The following is a 19,400-nucleotide window of genomic DNA, read 5'->3' as shown; positions in this document are numbered from 1 at the left end:
GCTTACGACCATGCGGTCTGGCGCAAAGCCTCGCCGGCGATCATCGCCGCCGACATTGCGACGTTGATGGAGCGCTGCCCCTCGACCATCGGGATGATGATTCGCTCCTGCGCCTTCTCATGCACGTGGTCCGGCACACCAGCACTTTCACGGCCGAACAGCAGGATATCGTCAGTCCGGTAGGCGATTTTCGTATAGGGCAGGGCGGCCTTGGTGGAGGCGAGAACGAGGCGGCGGCCGGTGGTTGCGCGCCACTCCTCAAACCGGTCCCAGCTGACGTGGCGCGTCAGCGCCGCCGCTGCGATGTAATCCATGCCTGCCCGCTTCAGGTTGCGGTCGGAAATATCGAAACCGGCCGGCTCGATGATATCGACGCCGAGGCCGAGACAGGCCGCCAGCCGCAGGATCGTGCCGGTATTGCCGGGAATATCCGGCTGGTAGAGGGCAATCCTGATTTGGGGTCTGATATCGCTCATGGTCTTCTCGTCGCGTTTGGAATGCCGGATCGCTTATCACGGGCGGCGGGCTTGTGACAGATGCAGCCCGAGAAGACCGTTTCGAAGAGTGACGTATTCATTCGCGTGACACACAGTCGGGCTACCCATTGACCAACGTGTCGTCAGGCCGATCCGGCACATCCGGTTGCGTCGGATCGGCGTTGTTTCGATCCGGATTCCGCGCAGCAAAGACAGGAAGATATCATGTCCGAACGGGTTAATTTCCTCCATTTGACCGATCTGCATGTGGGCAATCCGCAGGTGCAGGACGATGATCTTTATTCCGACACCTCGGCCACGCTGGCCGATACTCTGGCGCAGATCAAGGCGCTTGTGCCACAGCCCGAATTCATAGTTGTGAGTGGCGATCTGACCAACAGGGGCGATGCCGGCAGCTATGAGGAACTCAAGCGCCTGCTGGATGAAGCTGCGATTGACGTGCCCGTTCTTTTCGCGCTCGGCAATCATGATCGCCGCGATGGCTTTTATCCGGTGATGCTCGGCCGCCATGAGAATATGGACGAGCCCTATGACTATGCCCTGGTGATTGCCGACATCCATGTCATCGTTCTTGATACCAGCGTTCCCGGCAAGGTTGGCGGTGCTTTCGAACCCGGGCAGATCGAATGGCTCGCGCAAGAAATCGAAAACCACCCCGAACTGCCGAAGCTTCTGGTGATGCACCACGCGCCGGCGCTCGATTTCGATCGCCCCGAGGCCGAATGGGAATCCCTCTCCTTCGCCGATACCGAGGCGCTGGACGAGGTGCTGTTCGAATACGATGTTATCGGCATTCTGGCGGGCCACATTCATTATGACCGCATGTCGCACTGGCAGGGCATTCCCGTGGTAGTCGGTATCGGCCAGCATTTCGCCACCGATCCGCTGTGGCTGCACGAGGGCGTGCGCATGCTGTCCGGTGCGTCCTTTACCATCGGCACGGTGCGTGACACGGGCCTGAGCGTCACTTTCGTGCCCCGGCCCAGCGATCGCCGGGAACTCAAGCGCCATACGCAGGACGGCATGGCCGCGTTGATTGACGATTATGAGAGCGGACAGGCGCAGGATGCCGCCGAGTAAGCTGCGCATCCAAGGCCTTACGACGGGCGGAGACCTTTGCGGGTTATCTCCGCCCTTTCGGCAGAATTGGTCGCAATCGAGAGCTTTTCTGACGCGTTCGGCATCTTTGCGGCTGGTCAACGATTAATTTTTGCGCTACAAGGCGACATCTTCAACACCAGCTAGGGAGGTTCTGATGCAAAATGACATTCGTATTCGCCTCCCGGCCCCAGTAGTGCTGCTGCTGGCCTAGGTGTTACCCCCGCGGTTCGACCGCGTTTCCCATAGTTTGATTCGTCATGTGGCTGTTGCGGCCATATCCAATACTTTTCTGTTCCGTCGTGAGCCATATTTGCGTTTGCTCACGTTTCACGATGGGGCGATTGCTTGCCGGAGCTTGGCCTATGTTTGGCTGGTTTGAAAAACGCCTTGATCCTTTTCCCTCTTCGGCGCCGTCTGTGCCGCCGAAGAAGCTTTTGCCGTTCGTGTGGCATTATGTGCAGCCCGCATGGCCGTGGCTCCTGCTGCTCGGCCTGATGTCCATGGGCATCGCCGTTGCGGAAGCCATGCTCTACAAATTCCTCGGCAGCATCGTTGACTGGCTTTCCACGGCCAATCGCGAGACGTTCTTTGCCGATGAAGGCTGGCATCTGATGGTCATGGCCGGACTGGTGCTTATCGTGCTGCCTTTGATGGGCGCGATCCACACCATGACGATGCACCAGACGCTTGCTGGCAATTTCGGCATGATCGCGCGCTGGAAGATGCATCGTTTCCTGCTGCGCCACTCCATGAACTTTTTCGCCAACGAATTTGCAGGCCGGGTTTCGACCAAGGTGATGCAGACGGCGCTGGCGATCCGCGAAGTGGCGCTGAAGGTGATCGACGTGTTCGTCTACGCGATCAGCTTCGTCGTCTCGATGCTGTTCATGGTTGCGGCCGCAGACTGGCGGCTGGTCATTCCGCTGCTGGTGTGGCTCGGCATCTATATGGGCATCCTCACCTATTTCGTGCCGAAACTCGGCCGGCTCGCACAGGAGCAGGCAGATGCGCGCTCGATGATGACGGGGCGTATCGTCGACAGCTATACAAACATCTCGACGATCAAGCTGTTTTCGCATGCGGGCCGCGAGGAAAGATATGCGCGTGAGGGCATGAACGTGTTTCTCGGAACCGTTCACCGCCAGATGCGCAAGATTTCCGGCTTCAACATCCTGATCGACCTCAACAATGCGGTCGTGCTGTTTTCCACGGCCTCGCTCGGTCTTTACTTCTGGATGCAGGGTTCGGTCACGGCCGGTTCGGTTGCCATTGCCATAAGCCTTGCCATGCGCGTCAACGGCATGTCGCAATGGATCATGTGGGAAGTCACCTCGCTGTTTGAAAACATCGGCACCGTCTATGACGGCATGTCGATGATGACGAAGCCGCACGATATCGTCGATGCTCCGAAGGCACCTCAGCTTGCGGCACCGCAGGGCGCGATCCGCTATGACAATGTACGCTTCCACTACGGCAAGACCAAGGGCGTGATTGACGGGCTGACGCTGGATATCAAGCCGGGCGAGAAGGTCGGACTGGTCGGGCGTTCCGGTGCGGGCAAGACGACGCTGATGAACCTGCTTCTGCGTTTCTACGATCTGGAAGCGGGCAGGATCACAATCGACGGGCAGGACATCTCCAAGGTGTCGCAGGACAGCCTGCGCGAGCTGATCGGTGTCGTGACGCAGGATACCTCGCTGCTGCACCGTTCGATCCGCGACAACATCGCCTATGGCCATCCCGAGGCCACCGACGAGCAGGTGATTGCGGCGGCAAAGCGGGCGAATGCCTGGGACTTTGTGGAAACGCTTGTGGATATGCATGGCCGCCAGGGCCTTGATGCCCAGGTGGGCGAACGCGGCGTGAAACTGTCCGGTGGCCAGCGCCAGCGTATTGCGATCGCGCGCGTGTTCCTCAAGAACGCGCCGATCCTGGTACTTGATGAGGCGACATCGGCGCTCGACAGTGAAGTAGAGGCGGCGATCCAAGAAAACCTGTTCTCGCTGATGGAAGGCAAAACGGTGATCGCGATCGCCCACCGCCTGTCGACGCTGACCGAAATGGACCGGCTCATCATCCTCGACAAGGGCCAGATCGTGGAATCGGGCAGCCATGCGGAACTGGCGGCGATGGGCGGTATCTATGCCGATCTATGGCGGCGCCAGTCCGGCGGCTTCATAGCCGATCACGAGGCGGAAGTGGCTGCCGAATAAGGAAAGCTCGAGGGGCGGGAAGCATTGTTTCCCGCCCTTTCGTTTGCGGTTCGCGTTCTCCCTCCGTCATGTCGGCGTTGAGCCGGTATTCAGCCACGGCGCGTCTGCGCCGTGAAAGGAGTATCCCGCGATCAAAGACTTGATTGCGCTCGACCCCGGATCTAGTCCGGGGTGACGGACTGAGGATGCTGCGAGTGCGCAAAATCCAGGCGGGTCTATCCAGAGCCCGGCGGAACATTCTTCGCCCTTTTTCATTTCCCGAACGTTACCGAAATATAATCTCTTCCCGAACGCTCTGCGGCTGTTCCCGCTCCGGGAATCCGCCTATATCCGGATCATGGTCATTACCCGCATCTTCGAGTTTTTCGAGAACTGGATAAAGCCCTTCGCCCGCAAGGACGATTTGCGGCCGCCGGAAAACACGTCCGGTTTCATCTGGTTCTATATCTCGCAGGCCAAGGCGCCGTTTCTTGCCATGCTGGTGCTGGGCGGGTTGACGGCTGCCATTGAGGCTGCGCTTTTCTGGTTCGTCGGGCGGCTGGTCGACATTCTCTCGACCGTCAAGCCGGAAGAGGGCTGGGCTGGACTGCTGGCAGCCCATGGCGGCGAACTCGTCGGCATGCTGGTGTTAATCGGCATCGTGCGTTTTATCGTCACCATGGTGACCGCGCTGGTGGACCAACAGATCATCACGCCCGGCTTTTACAATCTGGTGCGCTGGCAATCCTATATGCATGTGGCGCGGCAATCGCTGACCTTTTTCCAGAATGATTTTTCCGGCCGCATCGTCACCAAGGTCTGGTCGGGCGGGCAGGCGGCGGGCGATCTTGTCACCTCGCTGATGGAAAGCGTCTGGTTTGTGGGCATCTACTCCGTCTCGATGCTGTTGCTGATCGGCGGGCTGGACTGGCGGCTTGCCGTCGTCGTCCTCGTCTGGGTGCTGATCTTCTCGCTGCTCGCGCGTTATTTCGTGCCGCGCATCCGCTCCCATTCGAAAGAAACTGCAGAGGCAGCCTCCATGCTTTCCGGCCGGATGGTGGATGCATACAGCAATATCCAGACGCTCAGGCTGTTCGGGCGCGACGATGCCAATGACCGCTACATGCGGCAAGGATTCGATATCTTCCAGAACGCCACGATGACGTTCACGCGGTTCATCACCGGTGTGCGCGCCTCGATGGCGCTGCTGTCGGGTGTGATGATCACGTCGATGGCGGCGCTGTGCATTGACCTTTGGCTGTCCGGCAAGATCAGTTCCGGCGCTGTCGCCTTCACGCTGGCACTGGTTCTGCGCCTCAACTTCCTGCTCGGGCGATTGATGACGCAGTTCAACGGCATCATGCGCAATTTCGGCACGGTGCAGAATGCGGCGGAGCTGATTTCGCAGCCGATCGGCCTCGTGGACGCGCCGGATGCGACGGTGCTGGACGTGAAAAGTCCAGGTATCCGCTTCGAAAACGTCAGCTTCCATTATGGACGGGCGAACGGGGTCATCGACAATCTTAATCTCGATATCAAGGCGGGGGAGAAGGTCGGCATCGTCGGACGCTCTGGCGCGGGCAAATCCACCCTCGTCAATCTGCTGCTGCGGTTTTACGATGTCGAGAAAGGCCGAATCCTTATTGATGGGCAGGATATCGCCAAGGTCACCCAGGAATCACTTCGCGCCCATATCGGCATGGTCACGCAGGATACGTCGCTGCTGCACCGTTCTATCAGAGACAACATCATGTTCGGGCGCACGGATGCCACCGAAGCGCAATTGCTGGAGGCGACGCGCCGGGCCAAGGCGGATGAGTTCATTGCACGGCTGGAAGACCAGCGCGGCCGCACGGGTTTCGACGCGCATGTCGGCGAACGCGGCGTGAAATTGTCGGGCGGCCAGCGCCAGCGCATCGCCATTGCCCGCGTGATGCTGAAGGATGCGCCGATCCTCGTCCTCGACGAGGCGACGTCTGCGCTTGATTCGGAAGTAGAAGCGGCGATCCAGAGCAATCTGGATGAGTTGATGCAGGGCAAGACAGTGCTGGCCATCGCCCACCGTCTTTCAACGATTGCTGCTCTCGACCGGCTGATCGTCATGGATCAGGGCCGTATCGTCGAGCAGGGCAGCCATTCAGATCTCGTCTCGCAGGGCAGACTTTATTCGGAACTCTGGGCGCGACAGTCGGGCGGCTTCCTTGCTGTGGACGAGGCGGCCCAATAGGGCCTGTCGACAGCTATTTCCCGATCATGAAATCCGCCATCAGTCCGAAATGATTGGAACCGAGGCTGTCGGGCAGACGGGTGGTTTTCAAGAGCGTGGCCGGTTCGCGGGCGAAGATATGGTCAATCGCGATGCCGAAGCGACCTGCCTTCGTCGGCCACGTAGCGGGTTCCCATGCCGCTTTTTTCAGGTCGTTGGCGGCGAGGAAGTCGCGCATGTCGGGAGCGATGCTGGCCGAATTGAAATCTCCGGCCAGAATGAGCGGCCCGGTGACGCGAAAGAGAATTTCGCTGACTTCGTCCAGCTCGTCCCGGTGATAATCGTCGAAATAGGGTTTGGTGATGTGACCTGCGGCGAGCGTCAGCTCCGTGCCGTCGAAATTGATGCTGGCGATGGCGAAACGGTCGCGGCGCAGATCGCTGAGGCTATGGAAACGGCCCTCCAGCAGCGGCCGCTTCGACAGGATCAAAAGATCACAGGTCGGCGTTCCCGCATAACAGCCGAGCCTGTGGGGGTAGGTTTGCTGTAGACGCGGTAAAACCGATTCCAGCGCAGCCGCCTCGAACAGATAGACCGCATCCGCGTCTGATTCGAGAATCCTATCGGCAATCGCATCCGCATTGGCGGCGTTATCCATCAATACGTTGAAGGACAGTAGCCGGAAGGGTCTAGCGCCAGGTGCCGCATTGGCGGTTGTCGAGAATTCCATGAGCATGGCGACGGCGTGGATGGCGAGTGCAAGCGACCAGATGATGAGGAAAGCGGAAATCGCGTCACGCGTCAGCCAAAATACCAGGCATGACAGCAGGATGCAGACGAAGGCGATGTGAAGCTGGAAACTGGTGACGAAGGCTAAAAGCCAGAAATCCGTCACATAACGCAGGCTGGCGATGAAAAGTACGGCAGCCACGACCGTGGAGACCATGCACGAGAGCTTCGCCGTCATCCGAATCCCTGCTTTCCAAGCTCTCCCTTGATGTCTCGTAACATGCCGCAAGGGTGGGCACAATGTTGCCCGCTTGCCGGGGCTTAGGAAAAAAACAGAAACAAATCCGCCCCTTCTGGCAGAATTACGGCAGCTTTGTGTGCTTTGCTCTTGCCAAGTCAGTCAATATTTTGCGATCAAACAGAATGACGCGGTTTCTCAAACGCCGCGAGGATGACCGAGACGGTGGGACGGAGATTGTCTTGGATCAAATCATAGCGGGAGGACTCATGCGATTTACGGCAAAAACAGCGCAGAGGATGGTGTAGCGGTGAGCGAGCACGTAACCAATCACGACGCCTCGGGTGAACCGACCCGTCGCGATTTTCTTTATCTAGTAACCGGAATGACGGGCGCCGTTGGTGCCGCCGCAGTGGCATGGCCCTTTATCGACCAGATGCGTCCAGACGCATCGACGCTGGCGCTTGCCTCCATCGAGGTGAATGTCGCGGCGGTCGAGCCGGGCATGTCGCTGACCGTGAAGTGGCGCGGCAAGCCGATTTTCATCCGTAACCGCACGGAAAAGGAAATCGGCGAAGCCAATGCTGTCGCTCTTGCCGATCTCAAGGATCCGGTGGCGCGCAACGCCAACATTGCCCCCGACGCGCAGGCGACGGACATTGACCGTTCCGCCGGTCAGGGCAAGGAAAACTGGATCGTCATGATCGGTTCCTGCACCCATCTCGGTTGCGTTCCGCTCGGCCAGGCCGGCGATTTCGGCGGTTGGTTCTGTCCCTGCCATGGCTCGCATTACGATACGGCGGGCCGCATACGTAAGGGTCCGGCGCCGCAGAACCTCGCCATCCCGACATTTGCATTCACATCCGATACCGTGATCAAGATCGGATAAGGGGACAGATATTTATGAGTGGTCATTCCAGTTATCAGCCGTCCAGCGGCATCGAGAGGTGGATCGATTCGCGGCTTCCCTTGCCGCGCATGATCTATGACAGCTTCGTTGCCTATCCTGTCCCGCGTAACCTGAACTACGCCTACACATTCGGCGCGATGCTGGCTGTGATGCTGATCGTGCAGATCCTTACCGGCGTCGTGCTTGCCATGCATTACGCCGCTGAAACGACGGTCGCCTTCAATTCCGTCGAAAAGATCATGCGTGACGTCAACCACGGCTGGCTGCTGCGCTACATGCACGCCAACGGTGCGTCGTTCTTCTTCATCGCGGTTTACCTGCACATCGCCCGCGGCCTCTATTACGGCTCCTACAAGGCGCCGCGCGAAATCCTCTGGATTCTCGGCTGTGTGATCTATCTCCTGATGATGGCGACGGGCTTCATGGGCTACGTTCTGCCCTGGGGTCAGATGTCCTTCTGGGGTGCAACTGTTATCACCGGCTTCTTCACGGCTTTCCCGGGCATAGGTGAGTGGATCCAGCAGTTCCTGCTCGGCGGCTTTGCGGTGGACAATCCGACGCTCAACCGCTTCTTCGCGCTCCATTACCTGCTGCCCTTCATGATCGCTGGTGTCGTCATCCTGCACATCTGGGCGCTGCATGTTACCGGTCAGACCAACCCGACCGGCGTGGAAGTGAAGAGCAAGACCGACACGGTGCCCTTCACGCCCTATGCGACGCTGAAAGATGCACTCGGCGTTTCGGTGTTCCTCATCGCTTATGCGTGGTTCGTCTTCTACATGCCGAACTTCCTCGGCCACCCTGATAACTACATCATGGCGGATCCGCTGAAGACGCCGGCGCATATCGTGCCGGAGTGGTATTACTTGCCGTTCTACGCGATGCTGCGCGCCGTCACCGTCAACATCGGGCCGATCGATTCCAAGCTCGGTGGCGTTCTCGTCATGTTCGGCGCGATCATCGTGCTGTTCTTCCTGCCCTGGCTCGATACGTCGAAGGTTCGCTCCGCCGTCTATCGTCCCTGGTACAAGCTGTTCTTCTGGCTGTTCGTGGTCAACGCCATCCTGCTCGGCTGGCTGGGTTCGCGTCCGGCGGAAGGTAGCGGCCTGTTTGGCCTGCTCTTCGGAGGCGATATCAAAGGCAACTACGTCGGCTTTTCGCAGCTTGGTACGTTCTATTACTTCGGTTTCTTCCTCGTCATCATGCCGGTACTCGGTCTGGTGGAAACGCCGCGGCGTATTCCGAATTCGATTACCGAGGCCGTTCTCGAAAAGAACGCCAAGAAGACTGCCGCGCCAGCGGCGGCCGAAGTCTGAGCGCGAAGGAAGGATGACGACAATGAAGACGCTTCTCACGAGCATCGCGCTTATCGCCGCCATCGGCTGTTCCGCCGCCGCTTTTGCGGCGGAGGAGAGCCATGATCTTGCCGCCAAGACCGAACATGCGATCGCCGGCAATCACTTTCCGATCATCAAGCCCGAGGAACAGAGCTGGTCTTTTGCCGGTCCCTTCGGCAAATATGACAAGGGCCAGTTGCAGCGCGGCCTGAAGGTATACAAGGAAGTCTGCTCTGCCTGCCATTCGATGAGCCTTGTTTCCTTCCGCACGCTGGGAGATCTCGGTTATTCGGAAGAGCAGGTGAAGGCTTTCGCTGCGGAATATGAAGTGCAGGACGGGCCGAACGCCGACGGCGAAATGTTTAATCGCAAGGCCGTGCCTTCCGATCATTTCCCTTCGCCATTCCCGAACCACGAAGCGGCGGCTGCCGCCAATGGTGGCGCCGCACCGCCTGACATGTCGCTTCTTGCCAAGGCGCGCGGCGTGGAGCGCGGTTTCCCGCAATTCATCATCGACATGATCCCGATCATTGGTGGTTACCAGGAAGGCGGCCCGGATTATATCCATGCGCTGCTGACCGGCTATCAGGAACCGCCGGCCGGCATAAAAAACCCGGATGGTTCGGATTACACGGTGTCGGAAGGCACGCACTTTAACCCGTACTTCGTTGGCGCCACTTCCTTAAAGATGGCGCCGCCGATCAGTGCCGATCAGGTGACCTATGACGACGGTGCACCGCAGACGGTTGATCAATATTCCAAGGACGTGTCCGCTTTCCTGATGTGGGCCGCAGAACCGCATCTGGAAGCACGCAAGCGCACCGGCTTCATGGTCATGGTGTTCCTGTTCATCTTCACGGCGCTGATCTATCTGACCAAGAAATCGGTCTACGCCAACAAGGAACATTGACCGGCTTCAAATGCCTGCAATCATTGGCCCCCATGGTCTTGCCCTGGGGGCCTTTTCATGTTTCGAAGGAGGATGAGAAATGGTGAAAGTCCGGAGCGGTGGTTGCCTGTGCGGTTTCGTCCGTTTCGAGGCCACGGGTGAACCCGGCAATCCGCACAGTTGCTCCTGCGACATCTGCCAGCGGCATTCCGGCGCATCCAGTCTTGCCTGGGTGGAATTCCCCAGCGAAGCGGTCAGCTGGACGGGAGAGGGCGGTACACCTTCGGTGTTCCGGTCCTCCGATTATTCCAGCCGGGCTTTCTGCGCGATCTGCGGCAGCACGCTTGGCGCCATCGACGATGCGCCGACTGTCGCCCTCGTTTCCGGTTCCTTCGATGACAGGAACGATGAGGCGCTACGGCCTCTGTCGCATTCCTTCGCGGATGTATGCCCTGTCTGGGCGCGGATCGAGGGAATGTCGGGGCAGGAATGAGCGGCGGTCCTTTTTAGTTGGTCCGCAGCCACCAAGTTGATAGGGTGGCCCGAACCTTCTGATCCATTTCCCAATCTAACTGGAAATACCATGACCGTTATCGCTTCGGAGCTTTCCGCTGCCATCCGCTCCATTCCCGACTATCCGAAGCCGGGCATCATCTTCAGGGACATCACGACTCTGCTTGGCAATCCGCGCGCTTTCCGCCGTGCCGTGGACGAGCTTGTGCAGCCCTATGCGGGAACGAAGATCGACAAGATCGCCGGCATGGAAGCGCGCGGCTTCATTCTGGGCGGAGCGGTGGCGCACCAGCTTTCCGCCGGTTTCGTGCCTATCCGCAAGAAAGGCAAGCTGCCGCACACCACCGTGCGCGTGGCCTACAGCCTTGAATACGGCGTTGACGAGATGGAAATGCATGTGGACGCCGTGCAGCCGGGCGAAAAAGTCATTCTGGTCGACGACCTGATCGCGACCGGCGGCACCGCCGAAGGCGCGGTCAAGCTCTTGCGGCAGATGGGCGCGGAAATCGTTTCCGCCTGCTTCGTCATTGATCTGCCCGATCTCGGCGGCCGCAGGAAGCTGGAAGACCTCGGTGTCGAAGTGCGGACACTGGTGGAGTTTTCAGGCCATTGAGGCCGGTTTCCGGTTAGGAATGTTGCGACAGGCCGGTGTTTTGTCCGGTCTTTCGTAGTGCGATCCATGTCCAGTGGACGCCCATGGCGCGATTGCCCGCTTGAATGGAGGCAACTTCTACCTGTCGGATCAACGTGAACCCCAGACGGGCTGCATTGCCCGTCGTTTCCGCTGGTGAAATGGGAAAAGCACGGCGGCCTTCGGGTGCGGGGCCGTGACGCAGGGACATGATCAGCAATCCGCCCGCTGCCGTCATCTCCGAGAGGCTTTCCATGGCGGTCTGCCGTGCCTCGTCATCGATATGGTGCCAGACGCCGCACAGTGTAACCAGATCGAACGGGCCGTGGCGGCGCGCTTTCACCAGATCAGGCAAACAGTCGTCAAGCCAGGTTATCTTGTGCGAGAGGTGCAATCTCTTTCCGGGTTCACGCAGTTCCTTGACCGGCTCTATCGCCAGAACATCATGGCCGCATTCGGCAAACCAGGCGGCATCGCGACCGGTGCCGCTGCCAATATCCGCGACGCGGGCCGGTGTGACCGGCAACAGATCGATGACCGGTGCGTAGATTTCCCGGCAATCCAGTCCATCGAACCTGGCAATCAGGTCCGGCGTTGCCGCTTCAGCATAACCCTGTAGGATATCGTTCATTCTTGCCTTCCCGCCGCGACGCCGATTCCGAGGGTATCGCGCGCGGGCTATCTCGGCCAGCCGCTATTCGAACTCCAGAACCCCGCTCTGGAAGGTCAGCACGGTTTCTCCGGACTGGTTCACGCCCTCGTTGAAGGTGGTGTTCAGCCAAACCCCGGCTCTTGATTCCAGCGGTCGGGCATCGAGCAAGGTGACGAAATAGGTAACGTCGTCTCCGGCGAAAACCGGCTTTTTCCATTTGAGTTCACGAAAGCCGGGGGAGGGGCCGAGTTTCGGCGGCTCAAGGCCAAGTTGTTTCAGCCTCTTCACTTCCTCGCCCCAATGGGAAAGGAAACATTTCATCCAGCCGGCGCCAGTGTGCCAGCCGGAAGCGCAGAGCGCGCCGAAGACGCTGTTTTTCGCCGCTTCGGCATCGAGATGAAAGGGCTGCGGATCGAAATCGCGGGCGAAACGGACGATGTCTTCGGCGGAAAAATGCAATGTGTCGAGGGTGACGCGTTCGCCGATCGGGGAAAGTTCTGCCAGTCTCATGCCGCAAGGCCTCCGTCCGCACGCATCAGGAACATCACGGTGTTTTCGCCGTGCGATACCAGAACGCCGCGCTGGTTATAAAGCTCGTGGCGAAACTTCACGAGGCCGATGCCGGGGCGTGAGCCGGAGGTGCGCTGTTCCAGAACGATGGATTTTCCCGAAAGCGTATCACCCGCAAGAACCGGCTTTTTCCAGTCGACATAATCGATGCCGGGGCTGCCCTGCGATGTCGAATCGCTGATATAGCTCTCCGCCATCATTCGCATCAGCAGGGCGCAGGTGTGCCAGCCGGATGCCGCCAGCCCGCCGAGAATGCTCTGGCGGCCAGCCTCTTCGGACAGATGCATGGGCTGGGGGTCAAATTCGCTGGCGAATTCGATGATTTGTGCTGCAGAAATCGATTGCGGTCCCAGGGGAAATTCCCGTCCAACGGAAAAATCCTCATAGGCATATGTCGCGACCGGCGCCATGGCTTCCTCCTTGCCTAGTCGATGTCACCGGCATCTAAAATGATTTTTCCCTTTACGTAAAGGTCAAATCGAGAGCGCGGTTGCGGCGTAGGGAGGTGCTATTGAGAGAGCCAGTGCGGCATGGCGCCTTCTCCCCGAGGAGAGAAGGTCGCGACAGCGGGATGAGGGAGCAAGGGTCGCGAGATTCGCCAGCGTTGCCCCCTCATCCGATCCTCCGGGCCACCTTCTCCCCGGCGGGGAGAAGACATAAGCCACAAGGTCTGTGTCACTTCGGTCAGCGCGTCAAAAGACGCGATCTGACCGCCGCCGCGCTCAAGACCAGATCAGGTATTAAAGCGGAAGTGGATCACGTCGCCGTCCTGGACGACATATTCCTTACCTTCGTCGCGCCCCTTGCCGGCTTCCTTCGCACCAACTTCGCCCTTGTAGGCGATGTAGTCGTCATAGGCGATGGTGAAGGCGCGGATGAAGCCGCGTTCGAAATCGGTATGGATGACGCCGGCGGCAGCGGGCGCTTTGGTGCCGCGCACGATCGTCCAGGCGCGCGTTTCCTTCGGGCCGACGGTGAAATAGGTAATGAGGTCTAGCAGGTGATAGCCGGCGCGGATCAACCGGTCTAGACCGGCTTCGGTAAGCCCGAGGGCCGAGAGGAATTCTTCGGCTTCATCGGCCGGAAGCTGCGCGACTTCGGCCTCGATCGCCGCCGAGATGATCACGCATTCGGCGCCCTGTTGCTTTGCCATCTCCGCGACAGCCGCGGTGTGCTCGTTGCCGGTGGATGCGTCGGCTTCCGAGACGTTGCAGACATAAAGCACCGGGTGCGACGTCAGGAGATTGAGGCCCTTGAGGATTTCGATTTCCTCGTCCGCCAGTGTCTTCAAAAGCAGACGTGCTGGTTTTCCGTCGTTGAGCAGGGCAATTACGGCTTCCATCACCGGCAGTTGGGCCAAGGATTCCTTGTCCTTGCTGGTGGCGCGCTTGCGTGTCTGCTCGACGCGGCGTTCCAGGCTTTCGAGGTCGGCGAGCATCAGTTCCGTCTCGATCGTGTCGGCATCGCCAACCGGATTGATGCGGCCTTCCACATGGGTGATGTCGTCGTCCTCGAAGCAGCGCAGCACATGCACGACGGCATCGACTTCGCGGATATTGGCGAGGAACTTGTTGCCGAGACCTTCACCCTTCGATGCGCCGCGCACCAGGGCCGGCAATGTCCACGAAGGAAATACGGGTCGGAATGATTTCCTTCGATCCGGCAATGGCCGCGAGCTGCTGCATGCGGGGGTCCGGCACGGCAACCTCGCCGGTGTTGGGCTCGATGGTGCAGAAGGGATAGTTGGCGGCCTGCGCGGCCGCCGTTTTCGTCAGCGCGTTGAAGAGGGTGGACTTGCCGACATTCGGCAGCCCGACGATACCGCATTTGAAGCCCATGGCTTGAAACCTGTCCGTTTGAAAGAATTCGTTGAGGAGCCTTTTGCGGAAAGGGCAGGGCAAGGTCAAGCCCGGGGGCCGATTTGGGCGGGCAAAGCCCCGCGAATGGCGAGGAATTTAGCGCGAGTGTGGGGCCGGGGTTGTCGATGCAGCGGTTGCGGCGCAATATGCGCCGGTCGAGCAACCGATCTTTCGTCATCAACGGGGATTTTGCCCCTGGGCTACAATTGAGTGACAATCACGGGCGACAATGATGAGTGACAGTCCTGTTGATCTCAAACCGAAACCGAAAGTCAAACCGAAGCTGGAGCGGCCTAAGCTCTACAAGGTCATTCTGCTGAATGACGACTATACGCCGCGCGACTTCGTCACCCTGGTGTTGAAGGTCGTCTTCCACATGGGCGAGGACACCGGCCACCGGGTGATGATGACGGCGCATCGCTTCGGAAGCGCGGTCGTCGTTGTCTGCGAGCGCGACATTGCCGAGACCAAGGCCAAGGAGGCGAACGATCTTGGCAAGGAGGCCGGATTTCCGCTGATGTTCACCACCGAGCCGGAGGAGTGATGCTCAATCCCGCCGGATCTGGAAACCCGTCTTGTTCTGAATGAAGCCGCAGCTTTCGTAGAAGGCATGCACCTCAGGACACTGCCGGCCGGTCAGCAGCATCACCTTGTAGCAATTTGCGGCAAAGGCGGTCTCGATGGCGTGGCGCATGACTGCGCGGCCATATCCCCGGCCGCGACGGGTTTCCAGCGTCACCACATTTTCGATGAAGGCATAGGGACGGGCAGCGCGCGTCAGGTTCGGGATGACGAGAAGCGTGGCGGTTGCAACGGGTTCATGGTCTTCCATGGCGAAGAACACGGTGAGGCCGGGTTGGCCGAGCATGGCGGCGAAAACCGTGCTTGCCTCTTGCGCCGTCAGTTGCGGGTCCGAAGGGTTCAGCGCCTGGTAAAGTTCGAGCAGTTTCGGCAGATCGTCGGGGCCAGCTTCGCGAAGGCTCATGGTCTCTGAAGACATCTGCGCTCAATCCTTCTTGCCGAACATCCGCTTCAGCATCTCCGCCATCGGCCCGGTTTCCGGCAGTTTTTTCGGTTGGGCGTTGTTGCGCGCCTGATGGATGTGGGATTGCGCGGCGGGCTTGGCCGCCTTGGCCGGTTTTTCCGTTTCCGGCTTGCTGCCGGTGGCAAGCGCCAGCTTGTTCATCAGCTGCGAATCCTCTGATTTCACCAGCATGGCGGCGTTGTCGGCAATGGCGTCCAGCAGCGGATCGAGCCAGACCCGGTCGGTCTTGGCGAAATCACCGAGAACGTGGCCATGCACCCGCTCCTTGTCGCCGGGATGGCCGATGCCGAGGCGCAGGCGGCGGTATTCCTTGCCGCAATGGGCGTCGATCGATTTCAGGCCGTTGTGGCCGCCATGGCCGCCGCCGGTCTTGATGCGCGCGCGGCCTGCAAGCAAATCGAGCTCATCATGGATGACGATAATGTCTGCCGGTGCAAGCTTGAAGAAACGCATGGCCTCGCCGACGGATTCACCCGACAGGTTCATGTAGGTGAGGGGCTTCATCAGCAGAACCTTCTCACCGCCGATTTCGCCTTCGGAAATCTCCGCCTTGAATTTCCGCGCCCAGGGCGAGAAGGAAGGCAGGCGCTGCAGCGTATCCACGGCCATGAAGCCGATGTTGTGACGGTTTCCCGCATATTGGGCGCCGGGGTTACCAAGGCCTGCGATGATCTTCATGGGGCATGTCCGCGTTTTTGCCTGACGATGCTGTTGTCACCACCCCGAAATGTTCCGGCTGTCAATCTTTTTATGGATTTTTTGGATGTGGCGAGCGGGCGCTCAAGGGCTGACGAGTTTGTAGCGGTCGAATATGCGCTGTTGCGTTCCATCGGCGATCAGCCTGTCCAGCCGCGCCTGCAATTTTGCAATGACCTCGTCTGGAACGCTTTTGTTGCAGGCAAGACCCAGCTGTTGCCGCGCCAGCGTTATCACTTCCCTGAACGTGCCTGGGGGTTGGCTTTTGAAGGTGCTTTCCGACATGGGCATCAGGTCGATGCGGCCTGCTTTCAGCTTGTGAAGCGTGATCTGGAAATCAGCGCCGACATCCACATGCTCGAAACCGAGGTTGCCAAGAAGGACCTCGGTGTAGTCGCCACGCTGGGTGCCGACCCGGTATTTCCTGGCGTCTTCCAGACTGGAGACGTTGATATCCGCATTCTGGCGCGCCACGAGGATGTTGCGGTCGCTATGGATCGGCGAGACCCATTTGAATAGTTTTTCCCGTTCGGACGTTCGCGCCGTGGCAAAGACGCAATGCATGGCCTGGGTAGTGGCCAATGCGATTGCCCGCGCCCAGGGCATGACGGCAACCTCGTAATCCGTGCCGGTATCCTCAAGCACGATCTTGAGCTGGTCGATATAAACGCCCGCCACGCTGCCGTCGTCGTTTTGCAGATTATAAGGTGGGTAAACCTCGGTGGTCAGGAAAAGCTTGGCTGCGCTGGCCGGGCCGGCAAGAGCAAGAAAGATCAGACAAAAGCGGATCAATCCCATGGCTGCTCCCACCCGCTTACGCTTGGCGCGCTGCGGCGCGGTCTGCGCCGTTATCCGCATTCAATGCGGCGATCAGCCGTTCGATGGGCTGTGGTCGCGCAAAATAATAGCCCTGTCCGTAATCCGCGCCTATCACTGTCAGAAGCTCCTTCTGCTCTTCCGTCTCGACGCCTTCGGCGATGACGGAGCAATTCATCTTGTGCGAGATTGCGGCGATACCCTCGACCAGCATGCGGCTGCGCTGCCTTATCTCCACCGTATCGTCGCAGATCGAGCGCGTGAAGGACTGATCGATCTTGACGATGTCGACCGGAAAGCGGCTGAGATAGCTCAGCGACGAATAACCCGTGCCGAAATCGTCCAGCGCGATGCGGCAGCCCAGCTGGTGAATGGCATTGAGGATCGCCCGGATTTGCGGATCGTCCTTCATGATGACTGCCTCGGTTATCTCGATAATCAGCCGTTTGGGAAGAATGCCGTAGCGGTGAAGGACGCCGGCGATACGGGTCGGCAATCCCGGTTCGAATTGCAGCGGCGAAAAATTCACCGCCACATAGGATTGCTCCATGCCGGGCAGGTGCGACAGTCTGGCCAGATTGGCGATTGACTGGTCGAGGATGACATTGCCAATGCGATGGATGGTGCCGTTTTCTTCCGCAAGGCTGATGATCGTGGCGGGAGAAAGCAATCCCTTTTCCGGATGGTTGAGGCGCAACAGTGCCTCGAAACCCGCCGTCTGGCCGGTTGCAAGATCTTGAATCGGCTGGAAATAAGCCTCGAACCAATTGTCGGAAAGCGCCTGCGCGATATCCCTTTCCAGTTCCGCATGTTCGCGGGCGCGGTCCATGATCGAGCTGTCGAAGATCTGCGAGCCGTTCTTGCCCGTTCTCTTGCGGGTATACATGGCCATGTCGGCATTCTGCAAAAGTTCGGACGCGCTTGCGGCATGCAGCGGGTAGATCGCCATGCCGATGCTGGCGCTGAGACGGATGCTGTTGCCTTCGATCTCGAAGGGTGTGTCCAGCATGGTGCAAATCCGCTCGCAGAACAGCTGGGCGCGCTCCTCCACCTTGTCGCCCGCAAGCAGAATGGCGAATTCGTCGCCGCCCAGACGCGATGCGCTGTCCAGCGGTGTCAGCAGGGGTTCGATTTTCAGCGTGAATTCCCGCAGGACCGCATCGCCCGCCGCATGGCCGAGATTGTCGTTGATGGCCTTGAACCGGTCGAGGTCTATGAAAAGGCATGCCAGTTCGCTGCCGTTCCTGTCTGCGTCACGGATCTGCACGTCGAGAATGGCCTCGAAACCCTGGCGATTGAAGAGGCCGGTCAAATGGTCGGAAATAGCCTGCTGGCGGTTGCGCTTTTCCGACTGGCGCAACTCCGTCACGTCAGTCATGACGCAGAGATATGTGCCCTGATGTGCGTTACCGGAATCAAGGGCTTTTTCAAGGATGAGCGCGTCCATAACGCTGCCATCCATGCAATGAAAACGCACCGTGATACCCGCCTGTGCGGCGTCGGGCGAATGTTGCGCCGCTTTGCGCTGCAGGAAAAAGGACCGGTCATCCGGGTGGATGAGGTCGGCGAAATTCAGGCCGAGTATTCTGGCCCGATCATAACCGGTCGCCTGCACCCAATAGTCGCTGACTGCGGCAATCCGGTCGTATCTGTCAAGCGAGAACAGCATGGCGGGCGTGCGGTTGTAGATTTCCGTCTTCCGCTCATGGGCATGCTTGATTTCCAGCTCTTCCTTTTCAAGCTGGGTCTGCATTTCGTTGAAGCTTTTTGCTAGCCTGCCGATCTCGTCCTTCGAGCGCCAGTCGACATGGTGGCGGGAGCCGACGCGGCGTGTCGCTTCTATCGCTGCCGCCAGCCGCATCAGCGGACGGATGACCATGAAGCGGTTGCCGGCGATGGCCGCAAGAACGGTGGTGAGAATGGCGAGAATGAAAATTGTGATGAACGCCAGTTCGGTGCGGCTGAGAGAGGTCAGAAGACCGATATCGTCGTAATAAACTGTCAGTTGCCCGACGGTGACGACACCGTTTGTGGTTTTGTAGGTCACTTCGCGGGTCGTGGAGGCCGCATCCTGAATGATGTCGCTGCCAGCCGTCTGGATGATGTCCAACTGGCCAGAGGTATCCTTGACCTCGACCATGCGGATCACGGGGTCGGAAACGAGGGTGCCGGTAATCTGGTTTATGGTGTCGTCGTCGAGATCCCATAGCGGGCGGGCAAGCGCCTGCGCATTGGTTGACAGCAGAATCTCAAGGTGATTGCGCTGGCTACGGATAGCCTCGTGATAGGAGAGGGTCAGCAAAAGGGTGAAAAGCGGGGCGACCACTGTGAGAAGTGCACCGGAAACAATCGCGATAAAGCGACTTTCGACGGAATGAGCCATGTTCTATTGCAGTACCCTCTACCCCAGATAACTGCGCCCCGTTTCCGCCACGTCCGGAGAGACATCCTTGAGGTTTTCGGCAACGGCCTTGTATCCCCACTGTATTTCTTCAACCCGTCCGGTGTTTTCACGATAA

Annotated in this window: 18 protein-coding genes and 1 pseudogene; 9 read left to right on the top strand and 10 right to left on the bottom strand. The window is 59.1% G+C overall.

Translation table 11 applies throughout. The annotated features are described in order from the left end of the window. Positions 1-2 precede the first annotated feature (2 nt). The gene (locus CRO62_RS14350; protein WP_097100668.1) at positions 3-476 is read right to left on the bottom strand and encodes a tRNA (cytidine(34)-2'-O)-methyltransferase; all 474 of its coding nucleotides are present in this window, start codon (positions 474-476) and stop codon (positions 3-5) included. A gap of 225 nt (positions 477-701) precedes the next feature. On the opposite strand from CRO62_RS14350, the gene CRO62_RS14345 reads away from it, so the two are divergent. The 3 genes from CRO62_RS14345 to CRO62_RS14335 all read left to right on the top strand — a co-directional run bounded on the left by CRO62_RS14345 (position 702) and on the right by CRO62_RS14335 (position 6,017). Beyond that, the gene (locus CRO62_RS14345) at positions 702-1,577 is read left to right on the top strand and encodes a phosphodiesterase (RefSeq protein ID WP_097100667.1); all 876 of its coding nucleotides are present in this window, start codon (positions 702-704) and stop codon (positions 1,575-1,577) included. Positions 1,578-1,960: 383 nt separating this feature from the next. Next, on the top strand, positions 1,961-3,811 hold the full coding sequence (locus CRO62_RS14340) for an ABC transporter ATP-binding protein (protein WP_097100666.1): 1,851 nt from the start codon (positions 1,961-1,963) through the stop codon (positions 3,809-3,811). 337 nt (positions 3,812-4,148) lie between these two features. Further along, on the top strand, positions 4,149-6,017 hold the full coding sequence (locus tag CRO62_RS14335; RefSeq protein WP_097100665.1) for an ABC transporter ATP-binding protein: 1,869 nt from the start codon (positions 4,149-4,151) through the stop codon (positions 6,015-6,017). Positions 6,018-6,030: 13 nt separating this feature from the next. On the opposite strand, the gene CRO62_RS14330 is transcribed toward CRO62_RS14335, so the two are convergent. Further along, the gene (locus CRO62_RS14330; protein ID WP_097100664.1) at positions 6,031-6,963 is read right to left on the bottom strand and encodes an endonuclease/exonuclease/phosphatase family protein; all 933 of its coding nucleotides are present in this window, start codon (positions 6,961-6,963) and stop codon (positions 6,031-6,033) included. A 310-nt stretch (positions 6,964-7,273) separates the two neighbouring features. On the opposite strand from CRO62_RS14330, the gene petA reads away from it, so the two are divergent. The 5 genes from petA to CRO62_RS14300 all read left to right on the top strand — a co-directional run bounded on the left by petA (position 7,274) and on the right by CRO62_RS14300 (position 11,225). Further along, the gene (gene petA / locus CRO62_RS14320) at positions 7,274-7,852 is read left to right on the top strand and encodes a ubiquinol-cytochrome c reductase iron-sulfur subunit (RefSeq protein ID WP_003513514.1); all 579 of its coding nucleotides are present in this window, start codon (positions 7,274-7,276) and stop codon (positions 7,850-7,852) included. A 14-nt stretch (positions 7,853-7,866) separates the two neighbouring features. After that, positions 7,867-9,189, top strand: a complete 1,323-nt coding sequence (locus CRO62_RS14315; RefSeq protein ID WP_097100663.1) for a cytochrome b — start codon at positions 7,867-7,869, stop codon at positions 9,187-9,189. A gap of 22 nt (positions 9,190-9,211) precedes the next feature. Beyond that, a complete protein-coding gene (locus CRO62_RS14310) occupies positions 9,212-10,120 on the top strand; it encodes a cytochrome c1 (RefSeq protein ID WP_097100662.1) in 909 nt (302 codons plus the stop codon). Between the two features lie 79 nt (positions 10,121-10,199). Beyond that, positions 10,200-10,592, top strand: coding sequence for a GFA family protein (locus tag CRO62_RS14305; protein ID WP_097100661.1), 393 nt, complete (start codon positions 10,200-10,202; stop codon positions 10,590-10,592). Between the two features lie 90 nt (positions 10,593-10,682). After that, a complete protein-coding gene (locus CRO62_RS14300; RefSeq protein ID WP_019565208.1) occupies positions 10,683-11,225 on the top strand; it encodes an adenine phosphoribosyltransferase in 543 nt (180 codons plus the stop codon). A 13-nt stretch (positions 11,226-11,238) separates the two neighbouring features. Here CRO62_RS14300 and CRO62_RS14295 read toward each other — a convergent pair whose 3' ends face one another. From CRO62_RS14295 to ychF, 4 genes and pseudogenes are all read right to left on the bottom strand, one after another. After that, positions 11,239-11,874 carry a class I SAM-dependent methyltransferase gene (locus CRO62_RS14295; RefSeq protein ID WP_097100660.1) on the bottom strand — a complete coding sequence of 212 codons (636 nt, stop codon included), beginning with the start codon at positions 11,872-11,874 and terminating at the stop codon, positions 11,239-11,241. 63 nt (positions 11,875-11,937) lie between these two features. Next, positions 11,938-12,405 (bottom strand): MaoC family dehydratase, encoded by a 468-nt coding sequence (locus tag CRO62_RS14290; RefSeq protein WP_097100659.1) that lies wholly within the window; start codon positions 12,403-12,405, stop codon positions 11,938-11,940. Next, positions 12,402-12,875 (bottom strand): MaoC family dehydratase, encoded by a 474-nt coding sequence (locus tag CRO62_RS14285; protein WP_097100658.1) that lies wholly within the window; start codon positions 12,873-12,875, stop codon positions 12,402-12,404. Before CRO62_RS14285 ends, CRO62_RS14290 begins: the two co-directional genes overlap by 4 nt. A gap of 323 nt (positions 12,876-13,198) precedes the next feature. Further along, positions 13,199-14,303 (bottom strand): annotated as a pseudogene (gene ychF, locus CRO62_RS14280) (redox-regulated ATPase YchF). A 253-nt stretch (positions 14,304-14,556) separates the two neighbouring features. Here ychF and clpS point away from each other — a divergent pair. Next, positions 14,557-14,868, top strand: coding sequence for an ATP-dependent Clp protease adapter ClpS (gene clpS / locus CRO62_RS14275; RefSeq protein ID WP_003513495.1), 312 nt, complete (start codon positions 14,557-14,559; stop codon positions 14,866-14,868). Between the two features lie 3 nt (positions 14,869-14,871). Here clpS and CRO62_RS14270 read toward each other — a convergent pair whose 3' ends face one another. From CRO62_RS14270 to CRO62_RS14255, 4 genes are all read right to left on the bottom strand, one after another. After that, positions 14,872-15,324, bottom strand: a complete 453-nt coding sequence (locus CRO62_RS14270) for a GNAT family N-acetyltransferase (RefSeq protein ID WP_097100657.1) — start codon at positions 15,322-15,324, stop codon at positions 14,872-14,874. Between the two features lie 6 nt (positions 15,325-15,330). After that, positions 15,331-16,047, bottom strand: a complete 717-nt coding sequence (gene pth, locus CRO62_RS14265; RefSeq protein WP_097100656.1) for an aminoacyl-tRNA hydrolase — start codon at positions 16,045-16,047, stop codon at positions 15,331-15,333. 102 nt (positions 16,048-16,149) lie between these two features. Beyond that, positions 16,150-16,863, bottom strand: coding sequence for a substrate-binding periplasmic protein (locus CRO62_RS14260; RefSeq protein ID WP_097100655.1), 714 nt, complete (start codon positions 16,861-16,863; stop codon positions 16,150-16,152). Positions 16,864-16,879: 16 nt separating this feature from the next. Next, positions 16,880-19,264 carry a bifunctional diguanylate cyclase/phosphodiesterase gene (locus CRO62_RS14255; RefSeq protein ID WP_097100654.1) on the bottom strand — a complete coding sequence of 795 codons (2,385 nt, stop codon included), beginning with the start codon at positions 19,262-19,264 and terminating at the stop codon, positions 16,880-16,882. Between the last annotated feature and the right edge of the window lie 136 nt (positions 19,265-19,400).

This window comes from Rhizobium sp. AN6A (genome assembly GCF_900215635.1).
GTDB classification, from domain to species: domain Bacteria; phylum Pseudomonadota; class Alphaproteobacteria; order Rhizobiales; family Rhizobiaceae; genus Agrobacterium; species Agrobacterium tumefaciens.
This window is presented reverse-complemented; position numbering and strand designations above follow the sequence as displayed.

Coding starts and splice junctions, on each gene's coding strand:
- clpS (WP_003513495.1), top strand. CDS start 14,557: ATGAGTGACAGTCCTGTTGATCTCAAACCGAAACCGAAAGTCAAACCG.
- CRO62_RS14340 (WP_097100666.1), top strand. CDS start 1,961: ATGTTTGGCTGGTTTGAAAAACGCCTTGATCCTTTTCCCTCTTCGGCG.
- CRO62_RS14345 (WP_097100667.1), top strand. CDS start 702: ATGTCCGAACGGGTTAATTTCCTCCATTTGACCGATCTGCATGTGGGC.
- CRO62_RS14315 (WP_097100663.1), top strand. CDS start 7,867: ATGAGTGGTCATTCCAGTTATCAGCCGTCCAGCGGCATCGAGAGGTGG.
- CRO62_RS14260 (WP_097100655.1), bottom strand. CDS start 16,863: ATGGGATTGATCCGCTTTTGTCTGATCTTTCTTGCTCTTGCCGGCCCG.
- CRO62_RS14270 (WP_097100657.1), bottom strand. CDS start 15,324: ATGTCTTCAGAGACCATGAGCCTTCGCGAAGCTGGCCCCGACGATCTG.
- CRO62_RS14330 (WP_097100664.1), bottom strand. CDS start 6,963: ATGACGGCGAAGCTCTCGTGCATGGTCTCCACGGTCGTGGCTGCCGTA.
- CRO62_RS14310 (WP_097100662.1), top strand. CDS start 9,212: ATGAAGACGCTTCTCACGAGCATCGCGCTTATCGCCGCCATCGGCTGT.
- CRO62_RS14300 (WP_019565208.1), top strand. CDS start 10,683: ATGACCGTTATCGCTTCGGAGCTTTCCGCTGCCATCCGCTCCATTCCC.
- CRO62_RS14350 (WP_097100668.1), bottom strand. CDS start 476: ATGAGCGATATCAGACCCCAAATCAGGATTGCCCTCTACCAGCCGGAT.
- CRO62_RS14255 (WP_097100654.1), bottom strand. CDS start 19,264: ATGGCTCATTCCGTCGAAAGTCGCTTTATCGCGATTGTTTCCGGTGCA.
- CRO62_RS14335 (WP_097100665.1), top strand. CDS start 4,149: ATGGTCATTACCCGCATCTTCGAGTTTTTCGAGAACTGGATAAAGCCC.
- CRO62_RS14295 (WP_097100660.1), bottom strand. CDS start 11,874: ATGAACGATATCCTACAGGGTTATGCTGAAGCGGCAACGCCGGACCTG.
- CRO62_RS14285 (WP_097100658.1), bottom strand. CDS start 12,875: ATGGCGCCGGTCGCGACATATGCCTATGAGGATTTTTCCGTTGGACGG.
- CRO62_RS14305 (WP_097100661.1), top strand. CDS start 10,200: ATGGTGAAAGTCCGGAGCGGTGGTTGCCTGTGCGGTTTCGTCCGTTTC.
- CRO62_RS14290 (WP_097100659.1), bottom strand. CDS start 12,405: ATGAGACTGGCAGAACTTTCCCCGATCGGCGAACGCGTCACCCTCGAC.
- pth (WP_097100656.1), bottom strand. CDS start 16,047: ATGAAGATCATCGCAGGCCTTGGTAACCCCGGCGCCCAATATGCGGGA.